Below are 25,310 nucleotides of genomic sequence, written 5' to 3'. Positions count from 1 at the left end.
CAACAACTCCGACCGCGCTGCCTTTTCGGGATACAACCATGGTTGCCCTTACTCCCACACCCAAGATCAAGAATCTCGACAAGCTGTTGATGCACTGCCAGCGCCGGCGCTACCCGGCCAAGCACAACATCATCTGCGCCGGTGAGCGCTCCGAAACGCTGTTCTTCATTATCAAAGGCTCGGTCACCATTCTGATCGAGGACGAAGACGGCCGCGAAATGATCATCGCCTACCTCAACACCGGGGATTTTTTTGGCGAGCTGGGTCTGTTCGAACAAGCCGGCAAGGAGCAGGAACGCAGCGCCTGGGTGCGCGCCAAGGTCGAATGCGAAGTGGCGGAGATCAGCTACACCAAGTTCCGCGAACTGGCCCAGCACGATCCCGATATTCTCTACGCCCTCAGCGGCCAGATCGCCCAGCGCCTGCGCGACACCACGCGCAAGGTCGGCGACCTGGCGTTCTTTGACGTCACCGGGCGCGTAGCGCGCTGCCTGCTGGAGTTGTGCAAGCAGCCCGACGCCATGACCCACCCGGACGGCATGCAGATTAAAGTCACGCGTCAGGAAATCGGGCGCATTGTCGGCTGTTCACGGGAGATGGTCGGCCGCGTGCTCAAGGACCTGGAAGAGCGCAACCTGGTCAACGTCAAAGGCAAGACGATGGTGGTGTTCGGTACCCGTTAAACCGGCAGGAAGCTGGCCAGCATTTGCCGGTACAAGGTATCCAGCCGGCTGATCGCGTCCGGCGCAGGGAAGGCTTCGTGCAGCGCTATATGGCTGTCGGCCCGCACCCGCTGCTCCAGGCCACAGGCCTGGTTGAACCGGTTGACCGTTGCAATCAGTTCTTCCCGGTCGTTATCCAGCAACAACGCACCGTGCACCAACCCCACCGGGCGCCCGCCACTCTGGCGCCAGCGCTGGGCGGTGCCGACCATCTTGCGGCCGTTGAGGTTGACGTTGTAGCGACCGTCGCAGAACGCGCCATCGATTTCACCGATGGAGGCATCACCGCCCAATTCGATCAACAGATCGCAGATCGGCTGGCACAGGCGCTGGTAACCGGTTTCGATACGGCCCTGATCGCCTTCACTGCGCGGCGGCGCGTAGACCAGCGCGATATTCACCGTGGCGCTCGATTGCGGCACCGGCTCGCCACCGGTTTCGCGCAGCAGCACCGGCCAACCGGCGTCGGCCGAGACCTGGCTGGCGGTTTCGAACGCCGGCAGGCGGCTCAGGCGGCGTGGCATGACCAAGGCTTGATCGCTGGGTTGCCAGAACAGCAGGCCGTATTCCTGCTCGCCCGCGCAAACCGCAGCCAGTAACGCTTGTTCCGCGGCAAGCCCCGCTTCAACAGTCATCCTTACTGGCTGAGCCATGGAACACCTACCTATCTGACCAAACACAAAACCAAATGTTGACGGTGTTGCTGATCAATCGAGCGTGGACCCACTCACTGCACCGCCCCGCTCCGGGAAGAACAGGCGCTGCAACTCAGCCCCCGGGTTCTCCGCGCGCATGAACGTCTCGCCCACCAGGAACGAATACACCCCACTGATCTCCATCAGCTCCACATCGGCACGGTTGACGATGCCACTCTCGGTGATCACCAAGCGGTCACGCGGAATGCGCGGCAGCAGGTCGAGGGTGTTTTCCAGGCTGACTTCGAAGGTGTGCAGGTTGCGGTTGTTGACGCCCACCAGCGGTGTGTCGAGGGTTTTCAGCGCGCGCTCCAGCTCATCGCCGTCGTGCACTTCGACCAACACGTCCAGGCCGACGCTTTTGGCCACGGCCGCCAGCTCGGCCATCTTCACGTCATCCAGTGCGGAGACGATCAGCAGCACGCAGTCGGCGCCCAGGGCACGGGCTTCAACGATCTGATACGGGTCGACCATGAAATCCTTGCGGATCACCGGCAGCTTGCACGCGGCGCGGGCCTGCTGCAGGAATAGGTCGGAACCCTGGAAATAGTCGATATCGGTCAGCACCGACAGGCAAGTCGCCCCGCCCTTCTCGTAGCTCACGGCGATTTCTGCCGGTACAAAATTTTCGCGAATCACGCCTTTGCTCGGCGAGGCCTTCTTGACCTCGGCGATCACCGCCGGCTGCTTGAGCTTGGCCTGGGCGATCAAGGCGTTGGCAAAACCACGCGGGGCATCCGCGAGCTTCGCCTGGCTTTCCAGCTCGGCGAGGCTCACACGCGCACGGCGCTCGGCGACTTCTTCGGCTTTGCGGGCCAGAATCTTTTCCAGAACGGTCGGCACACTCATCCTTCATTCTCCATCTTGAATACTGCGGTGAATGCTCCCAGCTCTTCGAGTTTTTCGCGAGCCAGGCCGGTGTGCAGCGCATCGTGGGCCAAGGCGACACCTTCCTTGAGACTATAGGCATGGTCGGCGGCGTAAAGTGCCGCGCCGGCATTCAATACGATCATTTCGGCAGCTTTTTGGCCGTTCTCGGTCTTGCGGCGCCCCAGGGCATCGCGAATCAGCTCCAGGGAAGCCGCCGGGCTTTCCACCGCCAGGCCGTGCAGGCTCTGGCTCTTCATGCCCAAATCTTCAGGCTCGACCCAGTATTCAGTGATCTGGTCGTTCTTCAGCTCCGCCACAAAGGTCGGCGCGGCCAGGCTGAATTCGTCCAGGCCGTCTTTGGAGTGCACCACCAGCACATGCTTGCTGCCCAGGCGTTGCAACACTTCGGCCAACGGCTTGCACAGCGCCTGGCTGAAGACGCCGACCACCTGGTGTTTCACACCGGCCGGATTCGTAAGCGGGCCGAGCATGTTGAACAGGGTGCGCAGGCCAAGATCCTTGCGCGGGCCGGCGGCGTGTTTCATCGCGCCGTGATGGGACTGGGCAAACATAAAACCGATGCCGACGTTGTCGATGCAGCGCGCCACTTGTACCGGCGTCAGGTTCAGGTAGATGCCGGCCGCTTCCAGCAAGTCGGCACTGCCGCTCTTGCCGGACACCGCACGGTTACCGTGCTTGGCCACGGTGCAACCCGCCGCCGCGACGACAAAGGACGAAGCGGTCGACACGTTGAAAATATTCGCCCCGTCGCCGCCGGTGCCGACCACGTCGACCACGCCGTCGAGGGTCTTGAGTTCGACTTTGTCGGCCAGCTCACGCATCACCGACACGGCGCCGACGATTTCGTCGATGCTCTCGCTCTTCATGCGCATGGCCATCATGAACGCGCCAATCTGCGCGTCCGTGCATTGGCCGGTCATGATTTCGCGCATCACATCGCTCATTTCAGCGGTGCTCAGGTCCAGATGGCCGACGATACGGCTCAGGGCAGTCTTGATATCCATGGAAAGTCCTTAGCGCGTGCCGCCGCTCTGCTTGAGAAAGTTGGCGAACAGCTCGTAGCCCTGCTCGGTCAGGATCGATTCGGGGTGAAATTGCACCCCTTCGATATTCAGTGTCTTGTGGCGCAGGCCCATGATCTCGTCGACCGAGCCGTCTTCCAGCTGGGTCCAGGCGGTCAGCTCCAGGCAGTCCGGCAGGGTGTCGCGCTTGACCACCAACGAATGGTAGCGGGTCACGGTTACCGGGTTATTCAGCGCCTGGAATACGCCCAGGTCTTTATGGAACACCGGGCTGGTCTTGCCGTGCATCACCTGGCGTGCGCGCACCACGTCACCGCCAAAGGCCTGGCCAATGGATTGGTGCCCCAGGCACACGCCCAGGATCGGCAGCTTGCCGGCGAAATACTGGATGGCTTCGAGGGAAATACCCGCCTCGGTCGGCGTGCACGGGCCCGGCGACACCACAATGCGCTCGGGGTTGAGCGCGGCGATTTGTGCCACGGTCAATTCGTCGTTGCGCACCACCTTGACCTCGGCACCGAGCTCGCCCAGGTATTGCACAACGTTGTAGGTAAAGGAGTCGTAGTTATCAATCATCAGCAACATGGGGCAAACCTCAGGAATTGGGGGTCTGTTCAGCCAGCGCAACGGCGCGGAACATCGCGCGGCGCTTGTTCAGGGTTTCTTCCCATTCGAGGGCCGGCACCGAGTCGGCGACAATCCCGCCGCCCGCCTGCACATGCAATTCCCCGTCCTTGATCACTGCCGTGCGGATCGCAATGGCGGTGTCCATGTTGCCGTTCCAGGCGAAATAGCCCACGGCGCCGCCGTAGACGCCACGCTTGACCGGCTCCAGCTCGTCGATGATTTCCATCGCGCGAATCTTCGGCGCGCCCGACAAGGTGCCCGCCGGCAGAATCGCGCGCAGCGCGTCCATCGCGGTCAAGCCGGCTTTCAGCTCGCCGGTGACGTTGGACACGATGTGCATCACGTTGGAATAGCGCTCGATCACCATCTTCTCGGTGAGCTTCACCGAACCGATTTCCGAGACGCGCCCGGTATCGTTGCGGCCCAGGTCGATGAGCATCAGGTGTTCGGCGATTTCCTTGTCGTCGCTCAGCAGGTCTTCTTCCAGCGCCAGGTCGGCTTCTTCGGTCGCGCCGCGTGGGCGCGTGCCGGCAATCGGGCGCACGGTGATCAGGTTGTCTTCGACGCGCACCAAGACTTCCGGCGAGCTGCCCACCACGTGGAAGTCGCCGAAGTTGAAGAAGTACATATACGGCGTCGGGTTGAAGCAACGCAACGCGCGGTACAGATCAATCGGCGCGGCCTTGAAGTCGATGGACATGCGTTGCGACGGCACCACTTGCATGCAGTCGCCGGCGAGGATGTATTCCTTGATGGTATCCACCGCGCGCTCGTAGTCATCCTGGGTAAAGCTGGAGCGGAACACCGGGTCGGCCGCCGGCGGACGGCTGAGGTCCAGGCCGCGACGCGGGGTGATCGGCTGGCGCAGTTTTTCCAGCAGGGCTTCGAGGCCGGCCTGGCCTTGTTCAAACGCGTCGGCCTGGGACGGGTCGGCGAGCACGATCGCGTGCATCTTGCCGGCGAGGTTGTCGAACACCACCACCGCGTCGGAGACCATCAGCAGAATGTCCGGCACGCCCAGCGGGTCCGGGTTCGGGCATTTGCCCAGGCGTTTTTCCACGTAGCGTACGCAGTCGTAGCCGAAGTAACCCACCAGGCCGCCGTTGAAGCGCGGCAGCCCCGGGATGGTCGGCACGTTGTAGCGCGCCTTGAAGGCTTCGACGAAGGCCAACGGGTCTTCGACGTCGTGGCTTTCGATCTCGACGCCATCATGGGTGATGCTCACATGGTGATCGTGAACACGCATGACGGTGCGGCACGGCAGGCCGATGATCGAGTAACGGCCCCACTTCTCGCCGCCCTGCACCGATTCCAACAGATAGGAGTTGGGCTCGTCGGCCAGTTTCAGGTAGATCGACAGCGGGGTGTCGAAGTCGGCCAGGGTTTCGCAGGCCAGGGGAATACGGTTATAGCCGTCAGCGGCCAAACGCAGGAATTCTTCGCGGGTCATGATGTGCCTCGTGGTGTGAGGGTCTAACAGTCAGGTATGCAAACGTGCCGCAGGGCGCGGCCAGGATCAGTCAGGCGCGCCAACGCCAGCGGGCCAGGGCCTTGATGACTTTCATCCAGAGTTTGCGAGTGACCACCACGATGGAATTTCCAGAAGGGGACGGATCGATATCGGGCAACGTTATCTCAGCGCCAGCTCCCAAGCAACCCGGGATTAACAGTCGCAGGTCATCAATCACCAGCGCCGGCGACTCTTCGGCAATCGGCCGGCCATGGTTGTAGCCGTAGCTCAAGGCCACACACTGCACGCCAGCGGCCTTTGCCGCCTGCACATCACTGCGCGAATCGCCGACAAACAACGATTGGGACGCCGGGATATTGGCCATTTTCATCACGAAAAACAGCGCCGCCGGGTCGGGCTTCTTCTGCGGCAGGGTATCGCCACCGATGATCCAGCGGAAATAACGGCCGATTTTCATCTGGTCCAACAGCGGCGCGACAAAACGCTCCGGCTTGTTGGTGATCAGGGCCATTTCCACGCCCTTCTTGTGCAGCCATTTGAGCGTGTCGCGCACGCCGGGGTAAACCACGGTCAGTTCATGGCCGTTCTCATACGCGGCGTTGAACAGCTCCAGCGCATGTTCGGCCTCCACCTCATCGACACCCTGGGCATCGATATGGTTGGCCAGGGCGCGGCGCACCAGCATGTGTACGCCGTTGCCGACCCATTCGCGAACCGACTCGATCCCCGCAGGCGGGCGCCCCAGCTTGAGCAGCATTTCGTCCACCGCCGCCGCCAGGTCCGGCACCGAATCGATCAACGTACCGTCCAGATCGAACATCACCAGCCGTGGCAGTTTGCCGGGGAACAGCTGCTCGAAGCCGCTCATGGACGCGCCAGCGCCAGTTCCGCACGCATCGTGTCGATGACTTGCTGATAGTCCGGCGCGTTGAAGATCGCCGAGCCGGCCACAAAGGTGTCGGCGCCGGCGGCAGCGATTTCGCGGATATTGTTGACGTTGACCCCGCCGTCGATTTCCAGGCGGATATCACGGCCCGACGCGTCGATCAGCGCGCGGGCTTCGCGCAGCTTGTTCAGCGTACCGGGGATGAACTTCTGGCCGCCGAAGCCTGGGTTGACGCTCATCAGCAGGATCATGTCGACCTTGTCCATCACGTACTCAAGCACGCTCAGCGGGGTCGCCGGGTTGAACACCAGGCCCGCCTTGCAGCCGCCTTCGCGGATCAGCTGCAGAGTGCGGTCCACGTGCAGCGAGGCTTCCGGGTGGAAAGTGATGTAGGTCGCGCCGGCTTCGATGAAGTCGCCGACGATGCGGTCCACCGGGCTGACCATCAGGTGCGCGTCGATCGGCGCGGTGATGCCGTACTTGCGCAGCGCCGCGCAGACCATCGGGCCGATGGTCAGGTTGGGCACGTAGTGGTTGTCCATGACATCGAAGTGCACGAAGTCGGCACCGGCGGCCAACACCTTGTCCACTTCCTCACCCAGGCGGGCGAAATCGGCGGAGAGAATCGATGGAGCAATAACGAAGGGCTGCATGACGCACCTTTTTTGAGCTAAATCACGATGGCGCGCATTGTATACCTCATGCTTTGCTGCGCGCACCGTGACCTAACTCAATGGTTAGAACGCGGCCCGGTAGATTTTCTCGATATCCGCCGCGCTGAGCTTACGCGGGTTGTTGCGCATCAACCGCTCAATGCCCGCTGCTTCAACGGCCATCGCGGGAATGGCGTCCTCGGGGACCCCGAAACTGTGGAGCCCCGCCGGGATCTCGACAGCGGCACACAGTCGCGTCATGGCGTCGACCGCCTGGTCGGCGGCATCGTTGGCACTCAACCCGGTCACATTCACGCCCATGGCCTGGGCAATATCCTGCATGCGCTCAACGCACGCCAGCTTGTTCCAGTGCATCACATAGGGCAGCAGCAAGGCATTGCTGACGCCATGGGCGATATTGAAGCGCCCGCCCAGCGGATAGGCCAAGGCATGCACCGCGCCGACCCCGGCATTGCCGAAGGCCATGCCGGCCATCAGGCTGGCGGTGGCCATATCATCGCGGGCCTGCAGGTTGGCCGGGTTGGCGTAGGCCTTGGGCAGCGCCTTGGCAATCAGCTTGATCGCGCCAATCGCCAGGGCATCGGTGATCGGCGAGGCATTCAGCGACAGGTAGGATTCGATGGCATGCACCAGCGCATCCACGCCACTGGCGGCGGTGACACTGCGCGGGCAGGTCAGGGTCATTTGCGGGCTGATCAGCGCGACATCCGGCAGCAGGTAATCACTGACGATGCCTTTTTTCAGCTGCGCGGCCTTGTCGGAGAGGATCGCCACATTGGTCACCTCCGAGCCGGTGCCGGCAGTGGTCGGGATGGCGATCAGCGGCGGACCCTTGCGCGGCACCTGGTCGACGCCGAACAAATCCGCGAGGGCGCCGTGGTAACCGGCGTAGGCAGCGACGCTTTTGGCGATATCGATGGCGCTGCCGCCGCCCAAGCCGATCAGGCCGTCATGCCCGCCCTCGCGGTAGACGCGCATGCAGTCTTCGACGATGGCGATTTCCGGGTCGGGCAGCACACGATCGAAAATTTCGTAGGAGCGTTCGCCCAAATGTTCGAGGGCCAATGCCACAGTGCCGGACTTGACCAGCGCGGCATCGGTGACGATCAGCGGATTATCCACATCCAGGCGCGTGAGTTCGGCGGCCAGCTGTTCGATGGCACCGGCGCCGGTCAGCAGTTTGTGGGCGATCTTGAATGAGGAAGTACTCATGTGCGCGGCCTCTTATTAGGAATGGGCTGGCACAAGAGTAGCTGGGGATTTTGGGTTGCCTAGCATTCAGGGCTTGAATGGTGATTTCAAACTCAACTGAGCCCCCTCCCACATTTGAATCTGCATCAGGTTTTTAGACTTGAGCAGTACGCAGCTTCTCGCTGCGCCCACGCAGCCACTCCAGGGTCAGCAACAACAGCACCGAGAACGCAATCAACAAGGTCGCCGCAGCAGCAATCGTCGGGCTAAGGTTCTCGCGAATACCGCTGAACATCTGCCGTGGCAAGGTTGCCTGCTCCGGCCCGGCGAGGAACAGCGTCACCACCACCTCATCGAACGAGGTGGCAAAGGCAAACAGCGCCCCGGAAATCACCCCCGGTGCAATCAGGGGCAAGGTCACCCGGCGAAACGCCGTCAACGGCGACGCCCCCAAACTGGCCGCCGCCCGCACCAGGTTATGGTTAAACCCCTGCAACGTCGCCGACACGGTGATGATCACAAACGGCACACCCAGCACCGCATGCACCACGATCAGCGAAAAGAAGCTGTTACCCAGGCCCAATGGCGCGAAAAACAGGTAACTGGCCACGCCGATGATCACCACCGGCACCACCATCGGCGAAATCACCAGGGCCATCACCAGCGCCTTGCCGGGGAAGTTGCCGCGAGTCAGGCCGATGGCCGCCAGGGTGCCGAATACCATGGCCAGCAGCGTGGCGGCCGGGGCGACGATAATGCTGTTCTTCAGCGCGCGCATCCATTCGGCCGAGGCGAAGAAGTCCTGGTACCAATGCAGCGAAAAGCCTTGCAACGGGTACACCAGGAAACTGCCGCTGTTGAAAGACAGCGGAATGATCACCAGCACCGGCAAGATCAGGAACAGCAGGATCAAGCCGCACAGAATCCGCAAGCTGTAGAACCACAGCCGTTCCACCGGTGACATATAGGGGCTCAGCATCGCAAGGTCTCCTTAGCTCAGGCGCAGGCGGCTGGCGCCCACCAGCCAGTTGTAGATCAGGTACAGCACCACGGTCGCCAGCAGCAGCAAGCCGCCCAAGGCCGTGGCCATGCCCCAGTTGATGCTGGTGTTGGTGTAAAACGCCACGAAGTAGCTGACCATCTGGTCGTTCGGGCTGCCCAGCAGCGCCGGGGTGATGTAGTAACCAATCGCCAGGATGAACACCAGCAGGCAACCGGCGCCCACACCGGCATAGGTCTGCGGGAAGTACACGCGCCAGAAGCTGGCGAACGGGTGGCAGCCGAGGGAAATCGCCGCGCGCATGTAGGTCGGCGAAATGCCCTTCATCACGCTGTAGATCGGCAGAATCATGAACGGCAGCAAAATGTGCACCATCGAGATGTACACACCGGTGCGGTTGAACACCAACTCCAGCGGCTTGTCGATCAGGCCCGTGGCCATCAACGCGCTGTTGATCAACCCGCCGGACTGCAGCAACACGATCCACGCCGCCACGCGCACCAGGATCGAAGTCCAGAACGGCAGCAGCACCAGGATCATCAGCAAGTTGCTTTTACGCGCCGGCAGGTTGGCCAGCAGGTACGCCAACGGGTAGGCCAGCACCAGGCAGATGACGGTGATCACCAGGCCCATCCAGAAGGTGCGGGCGAAAATATCCAGGTAGATCGCCTGGTCGGGGGTGGCCGGGGCCACTTCGCCGAGGTCGTCGATGCGGTGATCGACGGCCGCCAGCAGGTAGAACGGCGTGAGGGTGCTGGTATTGCGCCGGATCGCCTGCCAGTACGCGGGGTCGCCCCAGCGTTCGTCGAGGTTTTCCAACGCTTCTTTATAGGAGGCAGGCGTTTCGCTGAACGGCAGCGCCCGCGCGGTTTTGGTCAGCAGGCTGCGGTAGCCGGCCAGTTCCATATTCAAGCGTTTGGACAGGTCACCCAGGGTCTGGTTGGCGCGTGCCTCGCCCAGGTCTTCACTGAGCGCCTGGTACACCGGTTCGCCCGGCAGGCCACGACCATCCCAGGCGGTCACCGCCACCACGGTACGCGGCAAGCCGCCGACCACTTCCGGGTTGCCGACGCTCTTGAACAGCAGCGCGACGATAGGCACCAGGAACACCAGCAGCAAAAACAGCACCAACGGCGCAATCAAGGCCTGGGCCTTCCAGCGGTTGAGCCGCTCGGCACGCGCCAGGCGCTGCTTGAGGGTGGGGATGGCGATGGCCATGGCAAACTCCGGATTTGAAGATAAATGCAGATCTCCTGTGGGAGGGGGCTTGCTCCCGATGGCGGTGGTTCAGTCAAGTCATGTATCAACTGACCCACTGCAATCGGGGGCAAGCCCCCTCTCACAAGGGTTAGGCGGTGTTATTTAGCAGCCCACGAGTTGAAGCGCTGCTCCAGCTGCTCACCGTTATCCGCCCAGAAACTCACATCGATCTGCACCTGGTTGGCGATGTTTTCCGGGGTGGTCGGCATGTCCTTGAGGATGTCCTTGGCCAGCAACGGTACGGCCTGGGTGTTGGCCGGGCCGTAGGCGATGTTTTCCGAGTAGGTCTTCTGCTGCTGCGGCTGCACCGAGAAGGCGATGAATTTCTTCGCCGCTTCAGCGCGATCCTTGGCCAGGCCTTTTGGAATCGCCCACGCGTCGAAGTCGTAGATGCCGCCGTTCCACACCACTTTCAGGTTGCTTTCTTTCTGCACTGCGGCAATACGGCCGTTGTAGGCCGAGCTCATCACTACGTCACCCGAAGCGAGGTACTGCGGCGGCTGTGCGCCGGCTTCCCACCACTGGATCGACGGCTTGAGTTCGTCGAGTTTCTTGAACGCACGGTCCTGGCCATCTTTGCCGGCCAGCACTTTGTAGACGTCCTTGGGCGCGACGCCGTCGGCCATCAGTGCGAATTCCAGGGTGTACTTGGCGCCCTTGCGCAGGCCGCGCTTGCCCGGGAATTTCTTGGTGTCCCAGAAATCCGCCCAGCTGGTCGGTGCGCTGGTCAGCTTGTCGGCGTTGTAGGCCAGCACAGTCGACCACACGAAGAAGCCCACGCCGCACGGCTGGATCGCGCCTTTGACGTAATCGGCGCTGTTGCCGAACAGTTTCGGGTCCAGCGGCTCGAACATGTCTTCGTCGCAGCCACGGGACAGTTCTGGCGATTCCACTTCCACCAGGTCCCAGGACACGCTCTTGGTGTCGACCATGGCTTTGACCTTGGCCATCTCGCCGTTGTACTCGCCGGCGACGATCTTGCCGTTGCCCGCGCTTTCCCACGGTGCATAGAAGGCCTTGACCTGGGCCGCCTTGTTCGCGCCGCCGAAGGACACCACCGTCAGGTCCGGGCCGGCCATGGCCTGTGTCGCGCCCATCAAGCTCAATGCCAGAACGGAATACTTCAAGGAACTCAACATTGTTGTTCTCTCCACGTGCAGGGTTGGTGAAGCCATGGGGGCGATCAATTCGCCTCTAGAAGTGGGTCGAGTGCGCGAACGTGCTCGACTTGCCAGCCAATCGGTACCACGTCGCCGACCGCCAGGGCCGGGTCCAGCTCGGCAATCGGTTGTTTCACAAAAAAATCGGCCTTGCCGCAGACTTCCAGGCGCACACGCACGTGGTCGCCCAGGTAGATGAATTCCGCCACCCGCCCGGAGAAGCGGTTGACGCAGCTTTCGCTGGAGCCATTGAGGCTCACGCGCTCCGGGCGCACCGACAAGGTCACCGGGCCGCCGACCTGGCCGACGTTCACCGCCAGCGCCTCGACCTTCTCACCGCGCGCCAACTCGACCACGCAACGGTCGCCGGTATGGCTGTGCAGGCGGCCATTGAGGCGGTTGTTCTCGCCGATAAAGTTGGCGACAAAGGTATTCTTCGGCTCTTCATACAGGGTGCGCGGCGCGGCGATCTGCTGGATCTCGCCCTGATGGAACACCGCCACACGGTCAGACATGGTCAGCGCTTCGCCTTGGTCGTGGGTCACGTACACCACGGTCACGCCCAGGCGCTGGTGCAGGTGCTTGATCTCCATCTGCATGTGTTCGCGCAGTTGCTTGTCGAGGGCGCCGAGGGGTTCGTCCATCAGCACCAGCTGCGGCTCGAACACCAGCGCGCGGGCCAAGGCCACACGCTGTTGCTGGCCGCCGGAGAGTTGCGCCGGGTAGCGCTGGGCGAAGGCGTCGAGCTGGACCATGCTCAGCACGCGTTTGACCCGTTCGCTGATGTCGGTCTTGCTCAAGCCACGCACCGACAGCGGAAACGCCAGGTTCTCGGCGACGGTCATGTGCGGGAACAACGCGTAGTTCTGGAACACCATGCCGATGTCGCGCTTGTGCGGTGGCACGTTGTTGATCGAACGCCCGGCCAGCTGGATTTCCCCGGCGGTCGGCGTTTCAAAGCCGGCGAGCATCATCAGGCTGGTGGTCTTGCCCGAACCGGAAGGCCCGAGCAGGGTCAGGAACTCGCCCTTGCGAATCTCCAGGTTGAGGTCTTTGACGATCAGGTTCTCGCCGTCGTAGCTCTTTTGCACGCCACGAAAGCTGACCAGCACATCATTTGAATCCACCTCGCTCATACCCGCACCTTTGTATTTTGGACTGCTGTGGCACAAGCGTAGTCCAGGCGCGAGGCCCCGGAAATCGGGGGCCAGGAGAGAATTGCATCAGCCGGATGGAAGGTTGCGTGTAGGGATTGCCCTACACGAATGGCGGGGATGGGACAGTGCCACAGCGCCAGGCGCCGGGAATGGCGTCAGCGCGGTTTAACAGGGGTCGCAAACAGGCATGTAGTCACAACAGCTTGTGTTCCATGGCGTACTTCACCAGCTCCGCCAGCGAGGTGATATTGAGCTTTTGCATCAGCCGCGCCTTGTGGGTGCTGATGGTCTTGCTGCTCAGGGCCAGTTGCTGGGCGATGTCATTGACGTTGGCGCCCTGAGCCAGGCGTTCGAACACCGAGAACTCGCGTTCAGACAGTAATGAGTGCAGCGGCCGCGCATCGGTCAGGCCGACTTCGAAGACCATGCGGTCGGCCAGGTCAGGGTCGATATAGCGCCCACCGGCCGCGACTTTGCGGATCGCCGTAAGCAACAGCGCAGGGTCGCTGTCCTTGGTCGCATAGCCGGCCGCGCCAACCTTCAGGGCGCGCGCGGCCATTTGCGCTTCATCGTGCATCGACAACACCAGGATCGCCGGCGGGTTGTTCAACGCGCGGATCCGCGCAATCGCTTCCAGGCCGTTGACGCCGGGCATCGAGATATCCAGCAACACCACCTCGCACGGCACATGGCGTAGGGTCTCGAGCAACTGCTCGCCATTGCTGGCCTCGCCCACCACCAGCAGGTCTTTGGCCAGGCCGATCAATTGCTTGATGCCTTCTCGAACGATGGTGTGGTCTTCGGCTACCAGTACGCGAATCACAAGGGCTTCCTCTTATCGTTATGCATCCAGCGGCACCGTGACACTCAGGGTGGTGCCCTCGCCCAATTCACTTTCCAGGCTCAACTGCCCGCCCATGATCAGCACCCGCTCGCGCATGCCCACCAGGCCGAACGACACCGGGCGGCCTTGGGGCTGGACGAAACCGGCGCCGTCGTCGCTGATCGTCAGCCGCAGGTTGTTGCCTTCTACCACCAGGGTCAGCTCGACAGTATGCGCCTGGGCATGGCGCATCACATTGGTCAGCGCCTCCTGCAGGATACGGAACAGGCCGATGGCCTTGGCGTCACTCAGGGCCGGCAGGTTATCCGGAACCTGCACAAGGCAGGGGATTTGCGTGCGCGCTTCGAAACGCCGCGCCTGCCATTCGATGGCCGAGGCGATGCCGGCGTCGAGAATTGGCGGACGCAGGGCGGTTGCGACGTCCCGTACCAGTTGGAACAGTTGGGCGATCAGGCGCTTCATGCTGTTCAGGCGCTCATGCAGGCCGGGGTCCAACTGCGCGTAGGCCAATTCGCACATGGAGGTTTCCAGCTTGAGCACGGTGAGCATCTGCCCGAGTTCGTCGTGCACCTCGCGGGCGATGCGCGCTTTCTCTTCTTCGCGCACGGTTTCCAGGTGGGCCGACAGCTCGCGCAGTTGCGCCTCGCTTTGCAGCAACGCGGCCAGGGTGCGGCGCAGCTCGGTGACGTCGTTGAGGTAGACCACCAGGTACTCGGCCTCGGCAAAGCGCAGAAAACTCAACGACACGTTGGTCGGCAGGATGCTGCCATCGGCACGCCGGCAGTCGGTGGCAAAGTTCTGCGGGCCGTCTTCACTGGCCCGTGCGCGTTTCCACAGGTTGAGCCAGCGGTCCATGTCCAGGGTCGGGTCGAGATCGACCAGCGGGCGCTCGATCAAGGCGCCGGGGCCATAACCGAGCATGCTTTCGGCCGCGCGGTTGGCGTAGCGCACATGGCTGTCCCAGTTGACCCAGAGAATGCCGACGGTGCTTTGGTCGATAGAAAACTGCGTCAGCCGCAACGCCTCGGCACCGGCGGCGCGGGCCGCGCTTTCTTCGCGGGCGGCCAACAGGTCGTGTTCCAGCCCGCGTTGCTGGCGGCGCTGCCAGAACACGATGGCCAGGCTCGCGAGCAGGAACAGGCCCAGCAACAGGCTGAGGTTCTGCCACAGGCCGGGGGATTCCGCCAGGCGCGGGTATTTGGCTTGCAGCCAGCGGTTGTGCAATTGGTCCAGGTCGCGGGCGGGGATGGCGCGCAAGGCGCTTTCCATGATGCCGGCCAGCTCCGGCCACTCGCGACGCGTGGCCACCCGCAGCAGTTGCGGCAGGCCGATATCGCCTACCACCGCCAGCCCGGCAAACTCGGCCTCACCGGACAGCCGACTCAACTGCGCTTCATCCACCACCGCATACCGCGCCTGCTGACTGACCAGCAACTGCAAGGCCTGGCGCTCCAAGGGCACGCCTTGCAGATTGAGCGCCGGGTAAGTGCTGCGCAGATAATCGGCCACGGCGCTGGGCATGCGCACGGCGACGCGGGATTGGTCATCGAGTTTTTCCAGTTCCACCGCCCCGCCGCCGTCACGGATACCAACGATGTGCTGGGGCACGCGCATATAGGGGTCGCTGAACAGCCACAGGCGCAAACCGGCCGGGGTTTGTTGCAGGCCGGGCGCGATATCCACTTCGCCGTCGCGTACGGCGGCCTCCAGTTGTTCCTGGTTGGGAAAGTTGCGCCAGGTCACGTCGATATTCAGCGCCTTGGTCAGCCACTGCATCAACTCCACATTGGCCCCGGACAAGCGTTGCAGGCGCCGGTCGTATTGCGCGTAGGGCGCCTGCAACACCAGGCCCACCCGCAGCTCCGGGTGCGCCGCCAACCATTCACGTTGCTGCGCAGTGAGTTGCGCCTGCGGTGCGGCGGGCGTGGGAGCGGCATTTGCCATCAAGGCAACACACAAACAGCCGATAACCAGCAGACAGCGAAAACCCATGATCCACGTCTCACATCACTGACAAATACTGACCAACCCATTAGGCTGCTGGAATCACTTCTGGCCGGAAATCAACGATGCCCCATCGAAACCGTTCGGCACTGCCAGCATTGTGCCTGTCACTGCTGGTTACCAGTGCCTTTTCTGTGCAGGCCGCAGACGCACCCGCGCCGGCCGCCGAAAAACCCGCAGAGCGCCAGCCCTTGCCCGAGCGCAGCCTGGAAGAAGCCAGCGCGCTGGAGCGTAAGATCCCGCAACAGGAACAGCAACAGTTGCAGGCCGGCAGCGACTCGTTCCTCGCCCTGTGGAAACCGGCCAACAGCGCCGAGCCCGAAGGTGTGGTGATTATCGTCCCAGGCGCCGGCGAAAATGCTGACTGGCCGCAAGCAATCGGCCCCTTGCGGCGCAAATTGCCGGATGCCAATTGGGGCAGCCTCAGCCTGTCGCTGCCGGATATCAGCGTAGACACCCTGCCGCCGCGCGCCGCGCCAGCGCCCGCCGCCACCGTGGACACCAGCAGCAAAGACGCGGCCACCGCCGACAAACCGATCGAACAGGCCGCCAGCGCCGAAGCTGAAGGCACCGATCCGGCCGTACTTCCCGGCGCCGACGAGCAGGATAAAACCGATGCTTCACGCATCTTTGCGCGCATCGACGCCGCCGTGGCCTTCGCCCAAACCCAGAGCGCACGCAGCGTGGTGCTGCTCGGCCATGGCACCGGGGCCTGGTGGGCTGCGCGTTACCTGAGCGAGAAACAGCCGTCCCAAGTGCAGAAACTGGTGATGGTGGCCGGTAAAACACCGGCGGCACGCACGCCGGACCTGCAGCAACTGGCGCCGACCTTGAAAGTGCCGACGGCGGATGTCTTCTATCAAGATGCCGCTCAGGATCGCAAAAACGCCCAGGAGCGCGCCCAGACCGCCAAGCGTGCGAAGAATGATGGTTATAAGCAGGTGTCGCTCAAGACCTTGCCCGGCAACAGCGCTGCCGAGCAGGAGCAGCTGTATCGCCGGGTTCGCGGCTGGTTGAGCCCGCAGGCCAGTGCGGACTGACCCCAATTCCAAGAACACCAGAGAACCCATGTGGGAGGGGGCAAGCCCCCTCCCACATTGGATTGTGATTTGTCAGGGCAAACTTCTTAGCGAAAATCCCGCCGCTCACGAATCAACGCATAAGCATTGTGCAATTCGCGGGTGCGCTCGGTTGCCTCGCGCACTTGCAAAGGGGTAGCGCCACTACCGGCCACCTTGTCCGGATGGTGGCGGCTGAGCAGGCGGCGATAAGCGCGCTTGATCGCCGATGGCTCAGTGGTGGCCGTCACGCCAAGCAAGCGCAACGCGTCCTGATAGCTGCCGCCTCGATTGACCAGCGGCTTGCGCTCCGGCGCGTAATCAGCCGCCAATGCCTGGAGTTGTTGCGGCGTCCAGCCCAGCCATTTGCCCCACAGGTCGATCAGGTCGCGCTCGGCGTCATCCGCCTTGCCGTCCGCCCAGACCATTCGCCAGCACGCACGCAACACCCCTTCTGCCGCATGGGGTTGAGCCTTGAGCACGCGCAAATAGCTGCGCACTCGATCGGAGCCGGACTTGCCACGGTTGAACGCGGCAATGGCGCGACGCTGGGCCGATTCGGTCATGTCCAGAGAGCGCATCTCCTGCCGCGCCTGCTGGATATGCCCGTCGACCACGCGCCCACCGCTTTTGGCCAGACGCCCCAGCAACACAAACAACAACTCGTCATTGCGCAGCGCGGCGCGCCCGCCGAGGCGTTCGCGCAATTGCGCCCAGCTTTGCAGGTGCAGGCGGCGATCCAGTGCCTGCCCCAACAGCGCACCCAATATGGCCCCCGGAATGCTGGCAATGGCAAAGCCAGCCCCGGCGCCGATCAGCGTCCCTGGCCACAACACGTTACTGGCCCGCTGTCAGCAGGGTTTCGACTTGCGCCAGGCGCTCCAGCGTGCCGACATCAATCCAGCGTCCCGCCATGTGTTCCCCCGTTACCAAACCTTTCGCCATGGCCGCCCGCAATAGCGGCGCCAGCTTGAAGGCACCGGCACTGCAACCCGCGAACAACTGTGGGTCGAGCACTGAAATGCCACTGAAGGTCAGGTTATCGGCACCCGGCGCCGCATCATGAAGCAAACCCTGGTCGAGGTAGAAATCCCCGCCCGAGGGGTGATGCGCCGGGTTGTCGACCATCACCAGATGCGCCAGGCCCTGGAGCGGTTGGCGCAGCCGGGTGAAGTCGTAGTCGGTCCAGATATCGCCGTTGACCACCAGGAACGGCTCATGGCCCAGCAACGGCAACGCCTGGAAAATCCCGCCGCCGGTTTCCAGCGGCTCGCCTTCCGGGGAGTAGCGGATGCGCACGCCATACTGCGCGCCATCGCCCAGGTAGCTTTCGATCTGCTGGCCGAGCCAAGCGTGGTTGATCACGATGTCGGTGAAACCGGCCTTGGCCAGCGCCTCCAGGTGATACTCGATCAGGCGCTTGCCGCCGGCCTGCACCAGCGGCTTGGGCGTGTGCAGGGTGAGCGGGCGCATGCGCTCGCCCTTGCCCGCTGCCAGGATCATCGCCTTCATACGCTGGCCTCGGCGGGCTGGCGCAGGCTGCTCAGCAGTTCGGCCAGTTCGCTCAACTCCGGACGTTCAGCCAGCACCGCTTCTATATAAGCAAAGAAGCGCGGCACGTCGGCCAGGTAGCGTGGCTTGCCATCGCGATGGCAAATGCGCGCGAAAATCCCGATGACCTTGAGGTGACGCTGCACGCCCATCAGGTCGCTGGCGCGTAGGAATTCGCTGAAACTTTCCTGCACCGGAATGCCGGCTTGCCCGGCGCGCTCCCAGTAGCCGCGCTGCCATTCACGCACGCGGGCCTGGGGCCAGCTGAGGAAAGCGTCCTTGAACAGGCAGGTAATGTCGTAGGTCACCGGGCCGTACACCGCATCCTGAAAATCCAGCACGCCGGGGTTCGGCTCGCTGATCATCAGGTTGCGCGGCATATAGTCGCGATGCACCAGCACCTTGGGTTGCGCCAGGGCGCTGTCGATCAGGTGATCGCTGACGCGCTGCCACAAGGCTTGCTGGCGGGTATCGAGTTCGATACCCAGGTGCCGGCGCACGTACCACTCCGGAAACAATTCCAGCTCGCGGCGCAGCAAGGCCGCGTCATAGCTGGGCAGCGGCGCATCCATCGGCAATTGCTGAAAAGCCAGCAAGGCATCGATGGCATCGGCGAACAAGGGGTCGGCGTTTTGCTCGTCGATCACGTCCAGGTAAGTCTTTTTGCCCAGGTCATTGAGCAAAAGAAAGCCGCGCGGCAAATCTTCTGCATAAATTTTTGGAACATTTATTCCCGACTTTGCCAATAAATGGGCGATATCGACGAAGGGTTTGCAGTTTTCCTGGGGGGGTGGAGCGTCCATGACGACGAAGGTTCGAGCGCCGCCTTCCCATCGGAAATAGCGCCTGAAACTCGCGTCGCTGCTGGCCGCGGTCAATGTGGCCGGGGGTACGGCACCCCAGCCTTGAGCGTTGAAAAGGATCGGCAACTGCTCATCCAGCCAGACTTCCAGCTGTTGTAAACGTAGATCTTGCTCGGGCATTACAAGGGTCTCCGACGGCGCTAGCCGTCAAGCGGGGCATGCTTTATTATCACGCATCTTTTTCAGACCATCGAGAGGCGTGCGGCCCAAACCGCGGGCAGATGGCACGCAGGAAGCCCGGACTAATAAGATGGCATTGAAATCCCCCGCGTTTCGTAGAAAATTTCCGTTGCTGGTAACCGGCAGTCTGCTGGCCTTGCAACCCTTCGCCACCTCATTCGTGGTCGCCGCGGAACAGTATGACTGCTCAGTCTCTGCTTCGGGTGCCTGGGATTGCGCGCCGAAAACCGCCGCAGCCCCGTTGCCACCGCGTCCGGTGCATGACGGCGCAGCCATCAGCTCGGCCAACAGCACGGCGCAAGCCGACACTGGCGGCAAAGCCGAGGCCGAGCCCAAAACTGCACTGGTCACCGACTCCAAGGGCCGTGGCCTGCGTTCGCGCAGCGCCGACTACAGCCACTTGGACTGGGTACCGCGCGATAAGTTGACCGCAGCCCAGCTGGCCGAAACCGGTCCTTACTGCGGCGGTGCGTACATCGAGCCGATTCGTCCTGGCATGAACGACAAGACGAACAAGAGCGATGCGCCCACCTTCATCGGTGCCAAGGCCTCTCGCTACGAGCAGGAACAACAGGTTGCAACCCTGGCCGGTGACGTCGTCATGCGCCAGGGCAGCATGCAGCTCGAAGCCGAGGAAGCCAGCCTGTACCAGGCTGAGAACCGTGGCGAGCTGAACGGCAATGTGCGCATGCGCGACAACGGTGCCCTGATCGTCGGCGACCACGCCGAGGTCCAGCTGGACACCGGCGCGGCGCAGGTCGATAACGCCGAATACGTGCTGCACAAGTCGCGCATCCGCGGTAACGCGCTGTACGCCAAGCGTGCCGAAAACGCGATCATCCGTCTCAAGGACGGTACGTACACCACCTGCGAGCCAGACAGCAACGCCTGGCAGCTCAAGGGCAACAACATCACGTTGAACCCGGCCACCGGTTTCGGTACGGCCACCAACGCGACGTTGCGGATCAAGAACATTCCGATCCTGTACACCCCCTACATCTATTTCCCGATCGACGACCGTCGTCAATCCGGCTTCCTGCCACCGAGCTTCAGCAGCGGCAGCGAAACCGGCTTTACCCTGGTTACGCCGTACTACTTCAACCTGGCGCCCAACTACGACGCCACGTTGTATCCGCAATACATGACCAAGCGCGGCATGATGATGGAAGGCGAATTCCGCTACCTCACCAAGTCCAGCGAAGGCCAGTTCGGCGGCGCGTACCTGAACGACGACAACGACGAGCGCAAGCAGCAGACCGATTACGAAAAAACCCGCTACATGCTCAACTGGCAACACAAGGGCGGGCTTGATTCGCGTGTAATGACCGAGGTCGACTACACCACGATCAGCGACCCTTACTTCTTCCAGGACCTCAAGTCGAACCAGGAAGGTGTTGAAAGCCGGGACTACGTGAACCAGCAAGGTGCCGTCACCTATCGTGGCGACACCTTCCAGGCACGTCTGAACCTGCAGGCCTACCAGCTGGCAACGATTTCCCAGGTCACCCCGTATGACCGCCTGCCGCAGATCACCTTCAACGGTCAGCTGCCGTACCACCCAGGCGGCTTGAACTTCAGCTACGAGACCGAAGCCGTGCGCTTCGATCGCGACCTGGAGAACGGCACGTTCAAGGATCAGGACGGCGTTGAAACCGCACGCCTGGACACCTATGTACGTGGCCTGACCCGTGCCAACGGTACCCGTCTGAACGTGGCGCCAGCCGTCGAATACCCGATGAACTGGACCTACGGTTTCGTGACGCCGAAGCTCAAGTACGTCTACACCAAGTACGACCTGGACCTGGACAACATCGGCAAGAACCAGATCATTGCTGATCAGGCCGCAGCCACCGCAGCCAACCCGTACGCGGGCGGCACCTTCAAAAGCGACCAGGACCGTGCGGTTCCGGTGGCCAGCGTCGACAGCGGCCTGTACTTCGATCGCAACACCAACTGGTTCGGCACCAACTATCGCCAGACCCTTGAGCCGCGTGCGTTCTACCTGTACGTACCGAACAAGGACCAGGCTGATATCCCGGTATTCGACACCAGCGAGTACTCGTTCAGCTACGCGTCGCTGTTCCGTGACAACCGCTTCAGCGGCTCCGACCGTATCGGCGACGAAAACAAGCTGTCCCTGGGCTTGACCAGCCGCTGGATCGAAGACAACGGTTTCGAGCGTCAGCGCGTCTCCGTGGGCCAGGCGCTGTACTTCAAGGATCGTGAAGTTCAACTGCCAGGCATCCTTGCCGCCGACCGTGCCGATGCGAATACCGATGTATCGCCGGTTGCCCTGGACTACGAGTACCGCTTCAACCGCGACTGGCGCGCCACTGCCGATTACAACTGGGACACCGAGGAACACAGCCCTCGTTCCGGCAGCGCGATGCTTCACTACCAGCCGGAAGACAACCCGAACAAGATCATCAACGTTGGCTACCGCTATCGTAATGACCAGGTCGTCTACAACCAGCTGACCGGCAAATGGCAGTTCGGTGGCGACTACGGCCAGCCAGGCGATCCGAACTTCGTGAAGGATTACTACAAAATCCAGCAACACGATTTCTCGATGATGTGGCCGATCGTTCCGCAGTGGAACCTGATTACCCGCTGGCAGTATGACTACGCTCGCAACCGTACCCTGGAAGCCTTCGGTGGTTTCGAGTACGACAACTGCTGCTGGAAACTGCGTGTCATCAACCGTTACTGGGTTTCCAACGACGAATACAGCCAGATCGCCCCGCTTAACGAAAAGGGTGACCACGGGCTCTTCCTGCAGATCGTCCTCAAAGGACTCGGCGGCCTGACCGGCGCCAAGGTAGAGAGCTTCCTCGACAAAGGCATTGAAGGTTATCGTGAACGTGAAGACCAAGCTTTCTGATTGTCTGCGCCCGCTAGTGCTGGGCGCGCTGTTCCTGGGTACCGCATCGGCTCACGCTGCGGTTCAAGAACTGGATAAAGTAGTGGCCATCGTCGACAACGACGTGATCATGCAGAGCCAACTGGACCAGCGCGTCAAGGAAGTGCAGCAAACCATCGCCAAGCGTGGCGGTGGCGTGCCACCTACCAGCGTCCTGGACCAGCAGGTGCTGGAGCGCCTGATCGTCGAAAACCTGCAACTGCAGATCGGCGATCGTTCCGGCATCCGCATCTCGGACGAAGAACTGAACCAGGCTGTCGGCACCATTGCCCAGCGCAACAACATGAGCATTGACCAGTTCCGCGCCGCCCTGGCCCACGACGGTTTGTCCTATGAGGACGCCCGTGACCAGATCCGCCGCGAAATGATCATCAGCCGTGTGCGTCAGCGCCGTGTGGCCGAGCGGGTTCAGGTGTCCGAGCAGGAAGTGAAGAACTTCCTGGCATCGGACCTGGGCAAGATGCAGCTTTCCGAAGAACTGCACCTGGCCAACATCCTGATCCCTACCCCGGACAGCGCCAACTCCGAGCAGCTCAATGCCGCCGCCGCCAAGACCCAGGCTGTGTATGACCGTCTCAAGGCCGGCGCCGACTTTGCGCAAACGGCTATCGCCGTGTCCGGCAGCGACAACGCCCTCGAAGGCGGTGACATGGGCTGGCGTAAAGCCGCTCAACTGCCACCTCCGTTCGATCGCGAGCTCAGCGCCATGGAAGTCGGCGGCATCACCCAGCCGGCCCGTACCCCAGGTGGCTTCATCATCCTGAAGTTGCTGGAACGTCGCGGTGGCGAGACCTCGCTGAAAGACGAAGTTCACGTTCGTCACATCCTGGTCAAACCAAGCGAAATCCGTACCGAAGCGCAAACCAAGGAACTGGCCCAGAAGATCTATGACCGCATCGAAAGCGGTGAAGACTTCGCCACCCTGGCCAAGAGCTTCTCGGAAGACCCGGGTTCTGCCCTCAACGGCGGCGACCTGAACTGGATCGACCCGAAAGCCCTGGTGCCGGAGTTCCAGCAGGTGATGGCCGATACCCCGCAAGGCGTGTTGTCCAAGCCGTTCAAGACCCAATATGGCTGGCACGTGCTGGAAGTCCTTGGCCGTCGCGCCACCGACAACACCAACCAGGCCCGCGAGCAACAAGCGCTTAACGTACTGCGTAACCGCAAGTACGACGAAGAGCTGCAAACCTGGTTGCGTCAGATCCGTGACGAAGCCTACGTAGAGAACAAGCTGCCAGGCGCCGAGCAAACAGGCACCGACCAGGCAACTCAGTGAAACCCCAGCGTTTCGCGGTGACACCCGGCGAGCCGGCCGGCATTGGTCCAGACCTGTGCCTGCTGCTCGCCTCGCATCCCCAGCCACACCCCCTGATTGCCATTACCAGCCGCGACCTGCTCATTGAGCGGGCCGCGCAGCTGGGTGTGGTTGTCAACTTGCTGGACGTGGCGCCGGGCAACTGGCCCGACCTGCCTGCGCCAGCCGGCAGCCTGTATGTGTGGGACACCCCACTGGCGGCCAAGGTGGTTGCCGGGCAGCTGGACACGGCCAACGCGGCGTTTGTGCTGCAAACCCTGACCCGCGCCGGGCAAGGCTGCATCGACGGCGACTTCGCCGGCATGATCACCGCACCGGTGCACAAGGGCGTGATCAACGAGTCCGGCATCGCCTTTTCCGGCCATACCGAATTCCTCGCCGAACTGACCCATACCGAACAAGTCGTGATGATGCTGGCCACCCGTGGCCTGCGCGTCGCCCTGGTTACCACGCACCTGCCGCTGCGTGACATTGCCGATGCCATCACCGCCGAGCGTGTAGAGCGCGTGACACGCATCCTGCACGCCGACCTGCAAAACAAGTTCGGCATTGCCCAACCGCGCATCCTGGTCTGTGGGCTCAACCCCCACGCCGGTGAAGGCGGCCACCTGGGCCATGAAGAAATCGACATCATCGAACCAACCCTGGAGCGTCTGCGCCAAGAAGGCATGGACCTGCGTGGCCCACTGCCTGCGGACACTCTGTTTACCCCCAAATATCTGGAGCACTGCGACGCAGTGCTGGCGATGTACCATGACCAGGGGCTGCCGGTGCTGAAATACAAAGGCTTCGGCGCCGCCGTCAACGTGACACTGGGCCTGCCGATCATCCGTACCTCCGTCGACCATGGCACAGCCCTGGACTTGGCGGGCAGCGGCAAGATCGACACCGGCAGCCTGCACGTGGCCCTGGAAACCGCCTATCAGATGGCCGAGACCCGTATATGACCGAGCATTACCAACACCGGGCGCGCAAGCGCTTCGGGCAAAACTTCCTGCACGACGCTGGCGTGATCGACCGTATCCTGCGCTCCATCCATGCCAAGCCCGAAGACCGCCTGCTGGAAATCGGCCCGGGCCAGGGCGCGCTGACCCAAGGCCTGCTCAAGAGTGGCGGCCAGCTGGACGTGGTGGAGCTGGACAAGGACCTGATCCCGATCCTGAACCAACAATTCGCCGGTATGCCCAACTTCAACCTGCACCAGGGCGATGCGCTGAAGTTCGACTTCAACAGCCTCAATGCCGCGCCCAACAGCCTGCGGGTTGTGGGCAACCTGCCCTACAACATCTCTACGCCGCTGATTTTTCACCTGCTGAACAACGCCGGGATCATCCGCGACATGCACTTCATGCTGCAAAAAGAAGTGGTAGAGCGCCTGGCCGCCGGCCCGGGTGGCGGTGACTGGGGTCGCCTGTCGATCATGGTTCAGTACCACTGCCGCGTCGAACACCTGTTCAACGTCGGCCCTGGCGCGTTCAACCCGCCGCCGAAGGTCGACTCGGCCATCGTGCGCCTGGTGCCGCACACGGTGCTGCCGCACCCGGCCAAGGACCACAAGCTGCTGGAGCGCGTAGTGCGCGAAGCCTTCAACCAGCGCCGCAAGACCCTGCGCAACACCCTCAGGGCGCTGCTGAGCAACGCCGAGATCGAAGCCGCCGGCGTCGACGGCAGCCTGCGCCCCGAGCAGTTGGACCTGGCCGCCTTCGTGCGCCTGGCCGACCAGCTTGCCATCCAGCCGGCCCCAGCCGCCGACTGAGGCCCCGGGCACTAGGCCAGACACATGTCTGGCCTAGTGCCCACCTATTGGCCTAGACTGATC

Annotated in this window: 23 protein-coding genes; 6 read left to right on the top strand and 17 right to left on the bottom strand. The window is 62.4% G+C overall.

Annotation, left to right across the window (positions count from 1 at the left end; all coding sequences use genetic code 11):
* The first annotated feature begins 38 nt into the window (after positions 1-38).
* Entirely contained in the window at positions 39-683 is a 645-nt protein-coding gene (gene crp / locus AC0IYH_RS24290; protein ID WP_116626667.1) for a cAMP-activated global transcriptional regulator CRP, read from the top strand.
* Here crp and AC0IYH_RS24285 read toward each other — a convergent pair.
* The 14 genes from AC0IYH_RS24285 to AC0IYH_RS24220 form a co-directional block, all read right to left on the bottom strand.
* Entirely contained in the window at positions 680-1,375 is a 696-nt protein-coding gene (locus AC0IYH_RS24285) for a lipoate--protein ligase family protein (protein ID WP_471836578.1), read from the bottom strand. The two genes, crp and AC0IYH_RS24285, sit on opposite strands and share 4 nt — an antisense overlap.
* A 54-nt stretch (positions 1,376-1,429) precedes the next feature.
* On the bottom strand, positions 1,430-2,266 hold the full coding sequence (gene trpC, locus AC0IYH_RS24280) for an indole-3-glycerol phosphate synthase TrpC (protein WP_471836576.1): 837 nt from the start codon (positions 2,264-2,266) through the stop codon (positions 1,430-1,432).
* Positions 2,263-3,312, bottom strand: coding sequence for an anthranilate phosphoribosyltransferase (gene trpD, locus AC0IYH_RS24275; protein ID WP_116626670.1), 1,050 nt, complete (start codon positions 3,310-3,312; stop codon positions 2,263-2,265). The genes trpC and trpD overlap by 4 nt, the downstream gene beginning before the upstream one ends.
* A gap of 9 nt (positions 3,313-3,321) precedes the next feature.
* Complete coding sequence (locus tag AC0IYH_RS24270; protein ID WP_116626671.1) at positions 3,322-3,915, bottom strand: aminodeoxychorismate/anthranilate synthase component II; 594 nt, start codon at positions 3,913-3,915, stop codon at positions 3,322-3,324.
* Positions 3,916-3,925: 10 nt separating this feature from the next.
* Complete coding sequence (gene trpE, locus AC0IYH_RS24265) at positions 3,926-5,407, bottom strand: anthranilate synthase component I (protein WP_116626672.1); 1,482 nt, start codon at positions 5,405-5,407, stop codon at positions 3,926-3,928.
* Positions 5,408-5,477: 70 nt separating this feature from the next.
* Entirely contained in the window at positions 5,478-6,296 is an 819-nt protein-coding gene (locus AC0IYH_RS24260) for a phosphoglycolate phosphatase (RefSeq protein ID WP_471836573.1), read from the bottom strand.
* Positions 6,293-6,967 (bottom strand): ribulose-phosphate 3-epimerase, encoded by a 675-nt coding sequence (gene rpe, locus AC0IYH_RS24255; RefSeq protein ID WP_122774700.1) that lies wholly within the window; start codon positions 6,965-6,967, stop codon positions 6,293-6,295. Before rpe ends, AC0IYH_RS24260 begins: the two co-directional genes overlap by 4 nt.
* Before the next feature lie 84 nt (positions 6,968-7,051).
* Entirely contained in the window at positions 7,052-8,200 is a 1,149-nt protein-coding gene (locus AC0IYH_RS24250; protein WP_122774699.1) for an iron-containing alcohol dehydrogenase, read from the bottom strand.
* A 133-nt stretch (positions 8,201-8,333) separates the two neighbouring features.
* Positions 8,334-9,158: an ABC transporter permease gene (locus AC0IYH_RS24245; RefSeq protein WP_116626676.1), complete on the bottom strand. Its 825-nt coding sequence runs from the start codon at positions 9,156-9,158 to the stop codon at positions 8,334-8,336.
* A gap of 12 nt (positions 9,159-9,170) precedes the next feature.
* On the bottom strand, positions 9,171-10,397 hold the full coding sequence (locus AC0IYH_RS24240) for an ABC transporter permease (protein WP_471836570.1): 1,227 nt from the start codon (positions 10,395-10,397) through the stop codon (positions 9,171-9,173).
* A 140-nt stretch (positions 10,398-10,537) separates the two neighbouring features.
* Positions 10,538-11,578 (bottom strand): ABC transporter substrate-binding protein, encoded by a 1,041-nt coding sequence (locus AC0IYH_RS24235; protein WP_471836568.1) that lies wholly within the window; start codon positions 11,576-11,578, stop codon positions 10,538-10,540.
* 44 nt (positions 11,579-11,622) lie between these two features.
* A complete protein-coding gene (locus AC0IYH_RS24230; protein ID WP_101273252.1) occupies positions 11,623-12,735 on the bottom strand; it encodes an ABC transporter ATP-binding protein in 1,113 nt (370 codons plus the stop codon).
* A gap of 214 nt (positions 12,736-12,949) precedes the next feature.
* The gene (locus AC0IYH_RS24225; RefSeq protein WP_025857051.1) at positions 12,950-13,579 is read right to left on the bottom strand and encodes a response regulator; all 630 of its coding nucleotides are present in this window, start codon (positions 13,577-13,579) and stop codon (positions 12,950-12,952) included.
* 18 nt (positions 13,580-13,597) lie between these two features.
* On the bottom strand, positions 13,598-15,592 hold the full coding sequence (locus tag AC0IYH_RS24220) for a PAS domain-containing sensor histidine kinase (RefSeq protein ID WP_471836566.1): 1,995 nt from the start codon (positions 15,590-15,592) through the stop codon (positions 13,598-13,600).
* A 77-nt stretch (positions 15,593-15,669) separates the two neighbouring features.
* Between AC0IYH_RS24220 and AC0IYH_RS24215 the strand changes: the two genes are divergently transcribed.
* Entirely contained in the window at positions 15,670-16,644 is a 975-nt protein-coding gene (locus AC0IYH_RS24215) for an alpha/beta hydrolase family protein (RefSeq protein WP_471836564.1), read from the top strand.
* 86 nt (positions 16,645-16,730) lie between these two features.
* Here the strand turns inward: AC0IYH_RS24215 and AC0IYH_RS24210 are convergent, their stop codons facing one another.
* From AC0IYH_RS24210 to AC0IYH_RS24200, 3 genes are read right to left on the bottom strand one after another with little or no spacing between them, the layout of a single operon-like run.
* Complete coding sequence (locus tag AC0IYH_RS24210) at positions 16,731-17,498, bottom strand: TerB family tellurite resistance protein (RefSeq protein ID WP_122774695.1); 768 nt, start codon at positions 17,496-17,498, stop codon at positions 16,731-16,733.
* A gap of 1 nt (position 17,499) precedes the next feature.
* Complete coding sequence (gene murU, locus AC0IYH_RS24205; protein WP_116626682.1) at positions 17,500-18,174, bottom strand: N-acetylmuramate alpha-1-phosphate uridylyltransferase MurU; 675 nt, start codon at positions 18,172-18,174, stop codon at positions 17,500-17,502.
* Positions 18,171-19,196 carry an aminoglycoside phosphotransferase family protein gene (locus AC0IYH_RS24200; RefSeq protein ID WP_471836562.1) on the bottom strand — a complete coding sequence of 342 codons (1,026 nt, stop codon included), beginning with the start codon at positions 19,194-19,196 and terminating at the stop codon, positions 18,171-18,173. Before AC0IYH_RS24200 ends, murU begins: the two co-directional genes overlap by 4 nt.
* 130 nt (positions 19,197-19,326) lie before the next feature.
* On the opposite strand from AC0IYH_RS24200, the gene AC0IYH_RS24195 reads away from it, so the two are divergent.
* From AC0IYH_RS24195 to rsmA, 4 genes are read left to right on the top strand one after another with little or no spacing between them, the layout of a single operon-like run.
* A complete protein-coding gene (locus tag AC0IYH_RS24195) occupies positions 19,327-22,137 on the top strand; it encodes an LPS-assembly protein LptD (protein WP_116626684.1) in 2,811 nt (936 codons plus the stop codon).
* Positions 22,118-23,452 (top strand): peptidylprolyl isomerase, encoded by a 1,335-nt coding sequence (locus AC0IYH_RS24190; RefSeq protein WP_116627197.1) that lies wholly within the window; start codon positions 22,118-22,120, stop codon positions 23,450-23,452. The genes AC0IYH_RS24195 and AC0IYH_RS24190 overlap by 20 nt, the downstream gene beginning before the upstream one ends.
* Complete coding sequence (gene pdxA, locus AC0IYH_RS24185; RefSeq protein WP_116626685.1) at positions 23,449-24,438, top strand: 4-hydroxythreonine-4-phosphate dehydrogenase PdxA; 990 nt, start codon at positions 23,449-23,451, stop codon at positions 24,436-24,438. Before AC0IYH_RS24190 ends, pdxA begins: the two co-directional genes overlap by 4 nt.
* Positions 24,435-25,247 carry a 16S rRNA (adenine(1518)-N(6)/adenine(1519)-N(6))-dimethyltransferase RsmA gene (rsmA, locus tag AC0IYH_RS24180; protein WP_471836559.1) on the top strand — a complete coding sequence of 271 codons (813 nt, stop codon included), beginning with the start codon at positions 24,435-24,437 and terminating at the stop codon, positions 25,245-25,247. The genes pdxA and rsmA overlap by 4 nt, the downstream gene beginning before the upstream one ends.
* Positions 25,248-25,310: the final 63 nt, after the last annotated feature.

It is taken from the genome of Pseudomonas sp. AC463 (assembly GCF_979253585.1).
The sequence above is the reverse complement of the archived record's forward strand: the minus strand, read 5'-3'. Positions and strand labels throughout refer to the sequence as shown.